This window comes from Microcoleus sp. CZ3-B2, from assembly GCF_036705055.1.
GTDB lineage: Bacteria > Cyanobacteriota > Cyanobacteriia > Cyanobacteriales > Microcoleaceae > Microcoleus.
In genome coordinates, this window is record NZ_JAUBTN010000009.1 from 64,063 (window position 1) to 78,543 (window position 14,481).

The 14,481-nt window shown below is 48.3% G+C and carries 12 protein-coding genes; 9 read left to right on the top strand and 3 right to left on the bottom strand.

Going from position 1 to position 14,481, the window contains the following annotated elements:
- The first annotated feature begins 304 nt into the window (after positions 1–304).
- The 7 genes from QUA97_RS05960 (at position 305) to QUA97_RS05990 (ending at position 8,175) form a co-directional block, all read left to right on the top strand.
- Positions 305–1,498, top strand: coding sequence for an NAD(P)/FAD-dependent oxidoreductase (locus tag QUA97_RS05960; protein WP_194067357.1), 1,194 nt, complete (start codon positions 305–307; stop codon positions 1,496–1,498).
- A gap of 312 nt (positions 1,499–1,810) precedes the next feature.
- Complete coding sequence (locus QUA97_RS05965; protein WP_333193877.1) at positions 1,811–2,518, top strand: HAD-IA family hydrolase; 708 nt, start codon at positions 1,811–1,813, stop codon at positions 2,516–2,518.
- Between the two features lie 157 nt (positions 2,519–2,675).
- Entirely contained in the window at positions 2,676–3,299 is a 624-nt protein-coding gene (locus QUA97_RS05970; protein WP_333193879.1) for a DUF3859 domain-containing protein, read from the top strand.
- Between the two features lie 2 nt (positions 3,300–3,301).
- Positions 3,302–5,056, top strand: coding sequence for an asparagine synthetase B family protein (locus QUA97_RS05975; RefSeq protein WP_194067354.1), 1,755 nt, complete (start codon positions 3,302–3,304; stop codon positions 5,054–5,056).
- Positions 5,057–5,236: 180 nt separating this feature from the next.
- Complete coding sequence (locus tag QUA97_RS05980; RefSeq protein WP_333193880.1) at positions 5,237–6,457, top strand: diaminopimelate decarboxylase family protein; 1,221 nt, start codon at positions 5,237–5,239, stop codon at positions 6,455–6,457.
- Positions 6,458–7,092: 635 nt separating this feature from the next.
- On the top strand, positions 7,093–7,989 hold the full coding sequence (locus QUA97_RS05985) for a hypothetical protein (protein ID WP_333193882.1): 897 nt from the start codon (positions 7,093–7,095) through the stop codon (positions 7,987–7,989).
- An 18-nt stretch (positions 7,990–8,007) separates the two neighbouring features.
- Positions 8,008–8,175, top strand: coding sequence for a hypothetical protein (locus QUA97_RS05990; protein WP_194067351.1), 168 nt, complete (start codon positions 8,008–8,010; stop codon positions 8,173–8,175).
- Positions 8,176–8,299: 124 nt separating this feature from the next.
- Here the strand turns inward: QUA97_RS05990 and QUA97_RS05995 are convergent, their stop codons facing one another.
- The 3 genes from QUA97_RS05995 to QUA97_RS06005 all read right to left on the bottom strand — a co-directional run bounded on the left by QUA97_RS05995 (position 8,300) and on the right by QUA97_RS06005 (position 12,963).
- Positions 8,300–9,973, bottom strand: coding sequence for an asparagine synthetase B family protein (locus QUA97_RS05995; protein ID WP_333193885.1), 1,674 nt, complete (start codon positions 9,971–9,973; stop codon positions 8,300–8,302).
- Positions 9,974–10,154: 181 nt separating this feature from the next.
- Positions 10,155–11,615 (bottom strand): serine/threonine-protein kinase, encoded by a 1,461-nt coding sequence (locus QUA97_RS06000; protein WP_333193887.1) that lies wholly within the window; start codon positions 11,613–11,615, stop codon positions 10,155–10,157.
- A 343-nt stretch (positions 11,616–11,958) separates the two neighbouring features.
- A complete protein-coding gene (locus QUA97_RS06005) occupies positions 11,959–12,963 on the bottom strand; it encodes a LysR family transcriptional regulator (protein WP_194067348.1) in 1,005 nt (334 codons plus the stop codon).
- A gap of 346 nt (positions 12,964–13,309) precedes the next feature.
- Here QUA97_RS06005 and QUA97_RS06010 point away from each other — a divergent pair, with 346 nt between their 5' ends.
- Positions 13,310–14,023, top strand: a complete 714-nt coding sequence (locus tag QUA97_RS06010; RefSeq protein WP_333193889.1) for an NnrU family protein — start codon at positions 13,310–13,312, stop codon at positions 14,021–14,023.
- Positions 14,024–14,068: 45 nt separating this feature from the next.
- Positions 14,069–14,446 carry a thioredoxin family protein gene (locus QUA97_RS06015; RefSeq protein ID WP_333193891.1) on the top strand — a complete coding sequence of 126 codons (378 nt, stop codon included), beginning with the start codon at positions 14,069–14,071 and terminating at the stop codon, positions 14,444–14,446.
- Positions 14,447–14,481: the final 35 nt, after the last annotated feature.

Here is a 14,481-nt window from a genome sequence, read left to right on the forward strand (position 1 = left end):
CATGGATGTTCGGGAAATATTTTTCCGATTCTCCCCTTGAGACTATCTTTCTCTTTCCCCATCGGACTATTCTCCCCATCTCCCCCTCTCCCCCGATCTCCATTGGGATCATCTGTGTTTTACTTTTGATCTGGCGAACTCTTAAGCTCGCAGTGTAACAAAAAATACTTGGTGGCAAACTTTACAGATGCTCTCTCCCCATTACACCATTAGACTATCTCCCCCCGCTGCCACTTCCCCAATTCCCCACTCTCGTTAGAATAAGAGAAGTTGCCTTGCTATCGATCGCCCTCAAACAAAAACCATGACTCAACAACAACCCCGGATTTGCATTCTCGGCGGAGGCTTCGGCGGACTCTACACAGCCCTGCGCTTGAGTCAGTTACCCTTCTCCAAAGCCGAAAAACCCGAAATAGTCCTAGTCGATCGGCGCGATCGCTTCCTGTTCGTTCCCCTGCTGTACGAACTCCTCACTGGCGAACTCCAAACCTGGGAAATCGCCCCGCCGTTTGCCGAACTATTGGAAAACACAGGCGTGCGCTTTTGTCAAGGCACCGTCTCAGGCATCGACTTAGACCAGAAGCGAGTGCAGTTACGCGACGGGCCAGAAATTCCGTGCGATCGCCTCGTTTTAGCTTTAGGCGGCGAAACCCCTCTCGATATGGTAAGAGGAGCCGTTGAATACGCTTATTCGTTCCGCACCCTCAAGGACGCCTACAGCTTGGAAGAAAGACTGCGGTTTCTCGAATCCAGCAATACCGACAAAATTCGGGTGGCGATCGTCGGTGCCGGTTATTCGGGAGTAGAATTAGCTTGTAAATTGGCCGATCGACTCGGAGACAAAGGCCGCATCCGGTTAGTCGAACAAAGCAACACAATTCTGCAGACATCGCCAGAGTTCAACCGCGAAGCCGCCAACAAAGCACTAGAAAAGCGCAAAGTGTGGATCGACTTAGAAACATCAGTAGAGGCGGTCGAATCCGACACCATATCCTTAGTCTACAAAGGACAATTAGACGTTCTCCCCGTAGACATAGTATTGTGGACAGTAGGAACTAAAGTTAGTCAAGCAGTGCGATCGCTACCCCTCAAACAAAACCGTCGCGGTCAACTAATAGTGAATCCGCAGATGCAAATTATCGACCATCCCGACATATTTGCCTTGGGAGACATAGCAGAATGTCACGATGCAACCGGTCAAAAAGTCCCCTCCACCGCTCAAACAGCATTCCAGCAAGCCGACTACACCGCCTGGAACATTTGGGCATCCCTGAGCGATCGTCCATTACTACCTTTCCGCTACCAGCCGCTAGGAGAAATGATGACATTAGGAATAGACAACGCCACCCTCACAGGTTTAGGAATCAAACTCGACGGACAACTAGCACACATTGCTCGCCGCCTAGCCTATCTCTATCGGATGCCCACATTTGACCACCAAATAAAAGTTGGATTCAACTGGATTAGCAAACCAATTCAGGACTTGTTGAAAAAGTAATAGTTAACTGTTAACTGTTAACTGTTAACTGTTGATTTATGATATAGAGGAGACGGCAGTGCCGTTTCCCTACGCCAGATTAATTGTAGGGAAACGGCCAAGCCGTCTCCTAATTTCTAATAATTCCGATGCAACCGGAAACTCTATGACTAACAATTAACTTATGATATAGAGGAGACGGCTTGGCCTTAGTCCCTACCTTGATTAATTGTAGGGAAACGGCACTGCCGTCTCCTAATTTCTAATAATTCCGATGCAACCGGAAACTCTATGACAAATAACAATTAACAACTAACAAATAACCAATAACTAATGACAAAAATTATATTTTTAGATGCCGCAGGTACATTATTTGACGTTCGCGGCAACGTCGGCGAAGTCTACGCAGAACTAGCCAAAAAATTTGGAGTTGCAGTTAAAAGCGAAGAGTTAAATGCAGCATTTTCCCAAAGTTTTGCCACAGCCAGTCCGATGGCATTTCCTGGGATAGAAGCAGCAAAAATTCCCCAGCTAGAATTTGAATGGTGGCTGACAGTTTCCGCGAAAGCATTTCAAATAGCAGGCGTTTTCCATCAATTCTCAGACTTTCCAAATTTCTTTGCCGAACTCTACGCTCATTTTGCCACCGCCGAGCCTTGGTTCGTCTATCCCGATGTATTCCCCGCCTTAAATAGGTGGCAGCAACAAGGAATTGAATTAGCAGTAGTATCGAATTTTGATTCGCGAATTTATGCAGTCTTAAAAGCATTAAATTTAGCAGAATATTTCACATCGGTGACAATTTCTACCGAAGTAGGTGCTGCTAAACCAGATTATAAGATTTTCACGGCAGCTTTACAAAAGCACAACTGTATTGCTGAAGATGTGTTGCATATTGGCGATAGTTTTAAGGCTGATTATTGTGGTGCTAAAAATTATGGGTTAAAGGCAATTTGGTTGAATCGCCAACAGGAAAAACTGGATTTAGGAAAGTTGTATTTTCCGAAGGTGGAGGAATTTGCTAGCTTGGATTTGATCTAAATATGATTTTTATGATGTTAAGGTTATGATTTTTATGAATTGACTTTGAGAATTATTTATTGAATAATATGGATAATTTAACCGCAGAGGGCGCAGAGGGCGCAGAGGAAGAGAAGAGAGGGGTGATTTATATATCTGATTTTTACTGGAAAACTCTATGGAAACTCGACTTACTCAAGATCAGTTAGCACAGGTTGTCGCTGAAATCGATAGGTTATCAAACCAGCGTGAGTTAGAATTGGGAACCGATCGCGTAAGAGAAATTTTACGGGAGTTGAATTTGCCTGATGAACTTCTGGAAGATGCGATCGCCCAAATGCACCGCCGCGAGGCCTTGGAAAAACAGCAGCGACGGAATCGTTGGATTGCGATCGCCTCGACTGCGGTTGTGATTTCGGCGATCGCGATCGGCATTCTATTCGGGCAAAATCGACAGCAGCAAAATGCTGGAGTTGCGTCAACAGAAGACAGGATTTCGCTATCGAAAAAGGGTGGTGATAGCCTCAGTCAAGTCAATCGTCAAATCAATCCCCGCATCTACTACCAGGTGACGTTGAAAAATGCTCCGATCGGCAATCGGTTGTCTCTGCAATGCGACTGGACTAATCCGAGTGGTCAAATTGTTCATCAGAACAAGTATCAGACTCGCACGATCGATACATCAGTTTGGAATACTTACTGTTTTTATGACCTCGGATCTGCTTCCGCGCCGGGAAACTGGGAGGTTCGGATGTCTCTGGATGGGCGCGCGATCGGCAGTGAACCTTTCGTGGTGAAATAGATATGGGTGCGATCGGCAAACCTGCACATTTCATCGGCTACTGGGGACAAACTGATCTCACAAAAACCCTTAGCCGTTTAGTGCCTAATTACTTTATCCGATCGGGCAAATTATCCGAGTGGGCGATCGCCTCTGCATCAATCCTCGCGGCTGACACAGTGACGCTGAATGCTTGCGGGCGATTTCAACCGACGGATTTTCCGGGAGATGTTTGGGCTGGAGTGGAAACGGGACAGCTACGGCTGGGGCGCGATCCGTTTGGGCGCGTGCCGCTTTACTGGATTCAGTTGGCAAAAACGATTTGGTTTTCGACTCAAATGCAATTGCTGCTACCGCTGATTGATTCTCCTGAAGTGAGTCCGATCGCCCTACACAGTTATGCTTGTTTTTCCTATGTACCAACGCCGTTAACTGCGATCGAGCAAATTGCATCTGTAGCAGCCGGAACCGAAATCCTTTGGGAAATCGCCGATGTTCAGTCTCAGCCGAAAGTGAGATCGCTCAAATCAGCTTGGCAAGAAGCGCCGCAATTACTGCGGAGTGAAGATGAGGCGATCGCACAATTGCAAACGCTGTTACAACAGGCGATCGATCGACAGGTGGCTGATTTGCCGATCGACGAACCAGTCGGCGTTTTGCTATCAGGCGGGATTGATTCTTCCCTAGTGACAGCGCTGCTAGTCAAAGCAGGCTTGAAAGTCCGCGCCTATGCCCTCGATTTTGGTGTCGAAGCCTATTCCGAATTGCCCTACGCGCAACAGGTTGCCGACTTTTTCGGGATTCCGCTAATCCGAGTGGCGGCGACGGGCGATACAATCTTGGGCGCGATCGGGCCAACCGCCAAAGCCCTAGATTCACCCTACGGAGACGGCACAACAGCCCCGCTGTTTTTGCTCAAACAGGCGGCGGCGCAAGAGGTGCGAGTTGTATTCAATGGCGAAAACGGCGATCAGCTATTTGCCGGATGGACAAACAAACCCTTGATTGCTAACGGAGTTTACAGCGCAGAACATCCAGCCGGCAAAGAAACCTTTGAACAGCAGTATTTGCGGACGTTTCAGCGATTTTATGGTTATGAAAAACAGATTTTTACGCCCAGTTTTTTATCAAAGAGGCTCGATCGCACTCAATCCCACGATTTAAGCATTTACCTGCAAGATGCGATCGGTACCGACACCTGTCCCTCCCTGCTAGCCAAACTGCGGCGGGCTTCGCTGATGCTCAAAGGCGCCCAAAATATCCAGCCGAGGGCCACCGCATTGGGCTTTGCTTGCGGTTTGTGGGTGCGATCGCCCTTCTGCGACCCCGACCTCACGGAGTGGACGTTTCAACTCCCTGGCGAGCTGCTGCTGCAAGGTGCGTGCGAAAAATACATCCTCAAAAAAGCCTCCGAACGTTGGCTGCCACCGGAAATTGTCTGGCGGGAAAAACGCGGGATGGGTGTGCCGTTGAAGGTGTGGTATTACCGGGAGTTTTGGAGTGCGATCGGATCTCGGCTGAATCCGAATGTACTGCGATCGCAAAAATCCTGGCAACCGCATTTAGCCGACTCGATGTTATCGGGAAAACTCGGAGTTGCCATGCGCGATCGATACATTGGCAACAATCTGTGGTTGCTGCTGATGTGGCAAGCATGGCGAACCGAAGTTTTAGGCGAAATTCCAGTTAAGCGATCGCTGGATCATGTTTTTTGGTTGCCACCGGCGATCGGACAACGCATTTGGAAATATCGAAGACAGTTAACAGTTGACAGTTGACAGTTGACAGTTGATATGGTCGGGGCGGGTTTATAAATTTGTTGGCTTTGAATTTGAGAATACTGGTGAACCCGCCCCTACAAGATATGGAATTATATCAGAACAGATCCATCGGACTTGATATAACCTCCGTTACATCCGTTACATCCGCTACAAAATCCGTTGCCGAACTTCTTCCTTATGATTAAATCTTTGCTAAATAATGAAACGAAAATACATTCGCCACCATTCTCCGAAGCAATGGCCCAGCGACTTTTATCAACCTATGGTTCGCCCTTATATGTGTATCAAGCCGATCGCCTGCGTCAAACCCTAGAACACATTACGCGATCGATCGACTATCCGCACGTTCAGTTTCATTTTGCCACCGTCACCAACGGCAATATTGCTTTGTTGCAACTGATTCAGCCAACTGGTTGGGGGCTGCACGCGAATACGCCCGGTGATGTTTTTTTAGGACTGAAAGCGGGTTTTACGGGCGATCGCATTGTCTACACTGGCAGTAACCTCAACCGGGCGGATATTCAGCAACTGATTGAATGGAAGATCGATCGATTCAACTTCGATAGCCTGTCGCAACTCCAGGATTTTTGCGAATATTCGCGCAGTCAACCGCGATTAATCGATCCCGAAATTGGACTGCGGCTCAACTTACCCGAATTGACGGGAGACAGCCGCATCGGACTCAATCCCGCTGAATTTGAAAAAGCCAACGAAATCGCGCAGCAGCATGGTTTTAGCATCACTGGACTGCATTTTTATCGGGGGACTGGAACTAATGCCACTGGTGCTTTTACGCAAGTAATCGATCGCCTAATTGCGATCGCCCAACAGTTACCCGATTGGCGAATTCTCGATTTTGGGGGTGGTTTTGGCTATCCCTATCGAGGCGGTGCGGTGTTTGACTGGGGGGAGTTTGGGGCAGCGATTACTCAACGATTGAGTGCGCTATCTCGCCCGATCGAGTTAGTAATTGAACCGGGAAGATCCGCGATCGCAGGTTGCGGTATTTTGCTAGCAAAAGTTGTGTCTGTGAAGTGGTTGGGCGATAGGCAAATAGTCGGAGTCGATACCACTGTATCAAATCTATCAGTACCTGCGGTGCACGGAGGCTATCGGGCGATCGCAACTTGGGAAACTGGGGATGTATCGCGACATGAAACGGATATTTGCGGCAACACAACTTATTCGCGGGATTATTTAGGGCGCAATTGTTGGCTACCGAAACTGCACATTGGAGATGCGATCGCCATTTTGGATAGCGGCGCCTACGGTTATGCGATGTCGTCGCATTTTCTGCACCGCCCTCGCCCTGCTGAAGTGTTAATTGATGCTAAGGGCGATCGATTAATTCGACAGCGAGAAGACTATTCCATCTTGTTAAACGGGCAAATCTTTTAAACCAATACGGTTCACTTAAGAGAGATCCCCCCTAACCCCCCTTAAAAAGGGGGGAATAAGAAAGCTCTCAAAGTCCCCCTTCTTAAGGGGGATTTAGGGGGATCTCCGGGGCATAAATAGTGTTAAGTGAACCCTATTGATCCATAAATCTATCAAATTAATCAGGAGTAACCGAAATGGGAATGAAATGCGTCCAGTGTAATACCGACAACAATTTACGCGATCGTACCAGGTACTCAGGTAGATGTAAGAAGTGCAACCATCTCTTTGTGTTTGATCCCACTACTATCACGCATAAAAAGTTTGGATTCACCGATACCTTTTTCAAGAATGCGATCGCAGATATTTCCAGCCAGAATATGTTATTTTTCACGCCCAGACAGTTCTTATATCTTATCAATAAACGGATTACACCTCGCAGTTCAGGTAAACGCTGGGGATGGATTTTTAAATACTTGTATCTTAGCCTTTTTACCCCGTTTGTAGGAATGTTTGCGACCATATTTATTAGCTCTTTATTCCCAAATTACATTGATTTTATTGCTTTTGAACTAACATCACTCATCCCATTGATTGTTTACAACTTTGTTTGGATAAGCATATTTTTTGCAAATAGCAACTCCAGTGGCCAAGGTATGCGAGGTAGAAGAGATAATGCTAAAAACCTACAAGTTTTAGGGGCAATTATTTTAGTAACAGGGATTGCAGGAAGCTTGATACTGAACTATGTCCCAGGATACATCGCATCGACTGTACTAGGGCTATTTTCCTACTGGCTGGGCACCGTCCAAAAAAATCCTCAACAGATAACTGGTGAAATATTTCTAGTCAATCAAGCCCAGAGCGATCAATGGCTGCGAGACTGGCAAAAGGTGAATGGTACACTAGAAAAACTGCTCCCTGCACCTCGCCAAGAAGCTTTATCCGCCAGCATCGATCCCGAAATTAGCGCCTACAGTTTCGATCGCGCAATCATCTGCGACAGCGACGAAACCGCCCAATTCCTGATTGCCAACAACGTCCATTTTGAGAACAACTGCGCCATTCTCAGCATCAGCGGCTATCCCCAAAGCATCTCCGACACAGTAATCGAAATGCTGCGACGTAATGCCGATTTGAAAGTATATGCGCTGCACGATGCGAACCCTGCTGGAGTTAGTTTAGTGCATAAATTACGAACCAGTCCAAACTGGTTTGCAAATCAAGCCGTCACAATTTTTGATTTAGGCATTTCTCCCCGTCAAATCTTGGAAACCCGCGATATGTTTGTACAACAATCTCAAACAATGGCACAAAGCACTCGTCAATTACCGGATGCTGTGAGGCAAGGTTTAACAGCAGAAGAACTAGCATGGCTAGAGGCCGGCAATTTCGTAGAATTAGAATCTTTTACGCCGCAGCGGTTGTTGCGCGTGGTGAATTATGGACTTGCTCAGAGTGGAGATCCGCAGAGCAATGAGGGCTTAATATTAGCGGATAATTCTGTGGGATATGGCGGCGGTTATGTGTTTGTTTCCGATAGTTTCGGTTGAGGAACAGAGGAGACGGCAATGCCGTTTCCCTACCCCAAAATAATCCGATCGCCAAACAACAGAGGAGACGGCAATGCCGTTTCCCTACCCCAAAATAATCGTAGCAACAGAGGAGACGGCAATGCCGTTTCCCTACCTCAAAATAATCTGATTGCCCGGGATTTAATGCAACCATCGCCCGATTAATGGTAGGGAAACGGCACTGCCGTGTCCTGATTTATTTAATGCAACCATCGCCGGATTAATGGTAGGGAAACGGCACTGCCGTGTCCTGATTTCGGGTAACTTGCCCGTCATTTAAAAACACTCCCTAACGGCGATTTACCTGTAACCAAATTTCTAGTGTTACCAACAGCCACAGTTTGAGCCCGTAGCGGGGAAAAACTTCGCCCCGATAGTTTAGCCATTCATCAATTAATGCCCGATCGAGATAAGGTGCGATCGCCGCATGACGATTTAGCAACAACGATCGCGCTTGTCGTTGCCAATCCCTCAAAAACCACTGCTGCATTGACATTACCATGCCGCTTTTCGGACGGTTGACAATGATATCTGGCAGTAAATCGGCAACAGCAGCCTTGAGCACAGCTTTTTCCTGGGCGCCCGAAAGCTTGTATTCTGGCGGAATTTGCAAACTCAGCGCCACCATCCGCTGATCGAATAAGGGCGATCGAGCTTTTAGCCCCGCAGCAGCCGTCAGATTATTCACTTTAGTTAAAATGTAATCGGCTCCTTTATACTCAATATTCAGGCGCATCAACCGATTCAAAAAAGTCGTTTCTGTCTGTTGCAATTCCTCAGCAAACACCGAAGGCGCATCTTTTACCTGATTCCAAACCTCCGGCTTCAGCAAGCGCGGTAAATCCACATAGCATTTCTGAAACGAAGTCAAGTAAGCTGCGATCGGATCTGGTTTACCCTGAATCGAAGCATACAAACTATTCAGCAACATCGGCTTATTTTTCGGCCCGCCAAAACACGGATCGCCACCTTCGCCATTTAATACCACGTCTGCGAATTGTTTTGCCGATCGCCCCAACAGCAAATTAGGCACCGTCAAACCTTCCCCCACCGGATCATCCATAGCAGCCAGCGTTTCCGGTAACAACTCCCAAATCTGCTTTGGCGAAACTTCTAAAATATGGTGCTCGGTGCCGCAATGTGCTGCGACGATGTTGGCAAATTCAATCTCGTTCGGATATTTTGCGCCAAAGTGCATCGAAAAAGTGTGCACGGGGCGATCGTGAAACCTCGCGGCGATCGCAGTCACGCAACTGGAATCAATGCCACCAGAAAGGTATGCTGCGACAGGTTCCCCGGCTGGTAGCCCTTCTTGCACCAGTTGTTCCAAGAGCGATCGCACTTGTTGACTGTGCCATTCCAAAGGGCGATCGGCGTTAGCAATTTGCTCCTGCGGTTCCCAATATCTCTGCGCTTTAACATCGGGTAAATACAGGTAGCTACCAGGGCGCAACTCTCGCACAGCTTCCCACAGCGTTTGCGATCCAGGTACAAAGGCACAACACAAATAGTCCCGCAAAGCAACCAAATCGAGTGTTCGATCGTGATAGCGATTGAGCGATCGCAGTCGAGGTGCGATCCAGCGAGTTGTTCCCGTGCGCGTGTAATAGAGCGTTTTTGCTCCCACGCGATCGCGCCCCAAACACAAGGTTTTCTCCTCTCGATCCCATACAGCCAGGGCAAATTGTCCCTCTAGCAAGCTAAGAGTTTGAGGGCCGGATGTTTCCCATAACTGCCCGACGATCGCCAAATCCGTCAATCCATCGCTATCAATCTGTGGTTTGAGCAGCAAAGTGCGATCGAAGGAACAGTCACCCACCAGCACAAATCGCTGATTCGGGCTGAAGGTGGGTTCAGCGCCGATTATGGCAAAACCGGGGGTTTCCCAAGTTGCAGCGTGCGATCGGGCGACCGGGCCCCAAGCGATCGCCCAATTCGGGTTAATCGACTTCTGATTTTCCATCGATTTATATCCGGTTGTATCGGAATAATTAAACCGCGAAGGCGCAAAGGACTCGAAGGAAGTACCCCCTGCCCCCCCAAGGGGGGAAAGAAGAAGATGCTGTTCTTTCTTCGCGCTCTTCGCGTCTTCGCGGTTCGTTTAATCTTACTCCATAACAGAACTTTATATAATACAATTCCGATTAAAAAACATTAGAAAGCAACTTATAAATCAAGCGAAATACGGCTGTTGCAGCGATCGCCCCCAAAGCCCCCAAACATCCCACAAACAACACGCCAACCATCGGAGAACCGGGATAAATCATACTTGCGGCCTTCTGCAAAGCCGGGAAAAACCACAGCACAGCCAGAGTACCAGCACCAATAATCAGCATCTCAGTTTGTTCGATCGCCCTGCGGTACTGAGCGTAAATCAGCCCCCCCACGATCGCACCCAGCAACCCGATACTCAAGCCCGGAGATGGCAGCCAACTCGTCAGGGCGATCGCCAGCAACGCCCCCTCAAAACCCGTAAACGCAGCCCCACGCAAAACCTCCCAAATCGAAAAAGCCCCTCTCGGCCGAGGTTGCAGACTTCCCGGAGGAGTCACAGCAACAGGCAGAGGAGGCGGCAGAGGAGGTGGTAGCTGCACAGGAGGTAGGGGGGGCGGAGTCTGCACAGCAGGCGGCTGCACGACCACCGTAGGCTGTTGAGAATTGTATTTCAGAGCCGCTTGCACCTCCGCAGCAGATTGATAGCGCTGACTCGGAGCCGGCAACAACATTCGATCGAGAACTTCAGCCAAACGCGGGCTTACCTGCACCCTAGAACGCCAATTCCACTGATTTTGATAACTATCAAACAACTCCGTCGGCTGCAAATCGGTCAACAAAGTAATGCAAGTCACAGCCAAAGCATAAAAATCCGTTGCCGGATAAACTTCTTGCCCGCTCATCTGTTCTGGCGGAGCGTAACCCAAAGAATAAATACCAGTAGAAGCCTTAGAACTGCCCGCAGTTTGCGTCACCTGTTTGACAGCCCCAAAATCTAATAAATAAAGCCGACCATTTTTAGCCCGCATAATATTAGCAGGTTTAATATCTCGGTGAATCGAACCGCGAGAATGCACAAAATCGAGAACCTTCAAAATTTCTCCCAGCACCTCCAGCGTTTGGGCCTCCGAAAACTTACCCTTAGCAGCAAGTTCTTCCTCCAAATTTTCACCGTCAATAAATTCTTGAACCAAATAGAAAAACTGATCGTTGTTCCCCCCTTGCAAACTCGGAACAGTCAGCTCAAAAAACGCCAGCAAACTCGGAATTTGCGAATGTTCGTTTCCCAGTTCTTCCAGCACCGCCGCTTCCCGTTCAAACAGAGTATGAGCGATTCTTAGCTGTGCCGGAGTCATATTTGCCGACGGCTGCAAAAGTTTAGCCACGCACTGCCGCATCGCCGGAGTGTAGCGGTCTCTAGCCAAAAATGCCGCCCCAAAACCGCCTTGACCCAACAACCTCGCGGGCAAATAGCGGCCGCTCAAAATTAGGGGCATCCCGCAAGTCGTGCAAAACTTTTGCTGCACAGTTTTCAGCAGGGAACTATCATCGAGGTCTGCAAAATTGTTTTGAGGGCGCGGGCAGGCCGGGCGGGTGCAGTAAACTTCCATTGTGGTTTGCTCATTGGTCTTAGGGAATTGGTCATCGGGCTCTAGCGAAGCGGAGGGATTGGTCATCGGGCCGATGCCCGCGCGGGGAATTAGGAATTGGTAATTGGGAATTGTAATTGGTTTAATTCCTAATTCTAGGCGGTCAAACTTTTTAAGACTAATCCCAGTTTGTTTTACCCTCTTTATCTAGTTTTGGTATTAGGTTTTGGCATCAAAAAAGCCAATTACCGATTTCCGATTTCCGATTCTCGATTCCCAATTTATTCATTTTTCCAAGGGTTCTCAAACCGGATTTTTATTTATAAACTAACCGCGAACTACTAACTGCCAACGACCTCACAAATTAATTTCCCGCCGAGTTGGGAGTTACTATTTCTATCAGAGGCAAATCGATCGCCGGAGCTGCTTTTTTTTCTGAAATGGTGGAATAAGTAGTAAACAGGGGCAGAATTTCATTGCTGAAAGCCTCTGCTGCTTTAGAACGGTAGCGGTTGGGGTTGCAAATCAGGGACAAAATCCGCGTTACTAACACTTCGTCCATTTTAGATTTGTGCAAAACGCCCATCAGCAACTCTTTTTCGATCGCCGAAACCGACACAAAAGCAGCGCCTAGACCCGACTGAACCGCATTTTTAATAGCTTCGATCGAATTTAGCTCCATCTCGATTTTCAGGCGGCGCGTGTCAATGCCGCAGCGAGTCAGTACCTGATCGATGACTTTGCGGATAGTAGACTGGGAGTCTAGGGAAATAAACTGCAATTTATAAAGGTCTTCTTTTTGGATACTTTCTTGTTGTACCATCGGGTGAGACGGAGGCAGAATCAGAGCCAGTTCGTCCTCTGCGTAAGGAACAATTTCTAAAGCTTCTACAAGTTCGGTAGGAATTTCTCCGCCTACAATTGCTAAATCGATTTGCCCGTTGGCCACACTCCACGCGGTGCGGCGGGTAGAGTGAACGTGAAGCTGTACCGCTACATCCGGGTACTTTTGCCGGAACATCCCGATCATCCTAGGTAGCAAATACGTCCCGGTTGTTTGAGAAGCGCCGACTATCAAAGTACCGCCTTGGAGATTTTGCAAGTCTTCGAGAGCTCGACAAGTTTCTTGACAAAGCGATAAAATTTTCTCGCCGTAACTCAGCAGCAGGTGTCCGGCTTCGGTGAGTTGAGCCCTGCGCCCCCCCCTGTCAAACAGTGGCACGTCCAACTGTCTCTCTAGGTTTTGCACCTGCAAGCTAACTGCGGGCTGGGATACGTAGAGGCTGTCGGCGGCGCGTTTGAAGCTTCCTTCGGAGGCGATCGCCTTGAGAATACGTAACTGGTCTAAAGTGAAAGGAAGGTCAGACATATATCTAAATTGTCAGTTGTCAGTTGTCAGTTGTCAGTTGGTAGGGGCGGTGGATGGTGCGTGCCCGCCCTCTTAGTTGTCAGTTGTCAGTTGTCAGTTGTCAGTTGTCAGTTGTCAGTTGTCAGTTGTCAGTTGTCAGTTGTCAGTTGTCAAGAAAGCAGTGGGCAGCGGGCAGTTGTCAAGAAAGCAGTTGTCAGTTGTCTGTAGCTGCGAATTGGCTGAGGGCTAATGACTAATGACTGATGACTAATGACTGATGACTGATGACTGATAACCGCTGAATGCTCCTATAGATACTTTGTGACACAACTTGGCCACGAATCAATAACTTTTCTTAATATTTGCAATGACGATCGACTTAGCGCTTGACTCCCACTTAGTTATTCTGGGACTTTTATTCGGTTTTGCGATCGCCCACAGCGGTTTAGCAGCCCTCCGGCCAACAGGTGAAAAGCTGATGGGGGCTAGACTTTACCGGGTTTTGTTTGCCCTTGTCAGTTTGCCGCTGGCGGTAATTCTGATTGTCTATTTTTTCAACCACCGCTACGACGGCGTGCAGCTTTGGCAAGTACAGGGAGTGCCCGGAGTTAAACCCGCAGTTTGGATACTTTCAGCAATTTCCTTTCTGTTTCTGTACCCCGCAACCTTCAACCTCCTAGAAATTGCCGCCGTCCAAAAGCCGCAAGTTCACCTCTACGAAGCCGGGATCATCCGCATCACCCGTCACCCGCAAATGGTGGGACAGGTGATTTGGTGCGTGGCCCACACCCTGTGGATTGGCACTAGCTTTACCCTCGTCACTTCCATCGGTTTGGTACTTCACCACCTGTTCGGAGTGTGGCACGGCGACCAGCGGCTGCGGGCGCGTTTTGGCGAATCCTTTGAAACCATCAAATCTCAAACCTCAATTATTCCATTTTTGGCCATCCTGCAAAAGCGTCAAACCCTTGATTTGCTTGAGTTTATGCGTCCTTCCTACGTAGGTGTAGTTATTTTTACGGGCCTGTTGTGGAAAATTCATCCTTTTTTGATGCGTGTCACGGGGAACATATACTGGTAGCATGATCCCTAGGATTGAAAAAAAATTATTAAATTTTGAGGGATCATGGTGTTGTCGGTTAGCGAACGCACTTTTGCACAAGAGGTATTTCAAGCCTCTACCCCCGTTTTAGTTCACTTTTGGGCACCTTGGTGCGGTTTGTGCCGCGCGATCGACCCTACGCTTAAGACTTTTGATGCACAGTGGGCAGGAAAAGTCAAGCTCCTAGGGGTGAATGCCGACCAAAGTTTGAAGTTAGCAAATACTTATCGGCTGACAAGTCTGCCGACGCTGATTTTGTTTGAGGGCGATCGAGCTCAATTTAGATTTGAACATTATCAAGGACGCGAGGAACTGCGGCGGACTCTCGATTCTTGGATGCTAGCCACTGTGAATTCTTCCCAAACTCAACGCCTGCAACCGCAGCAAGCAGTTAACAGGTAAGGATTCCCAGACATTTGGCCCGCGCGGTAGAAAGT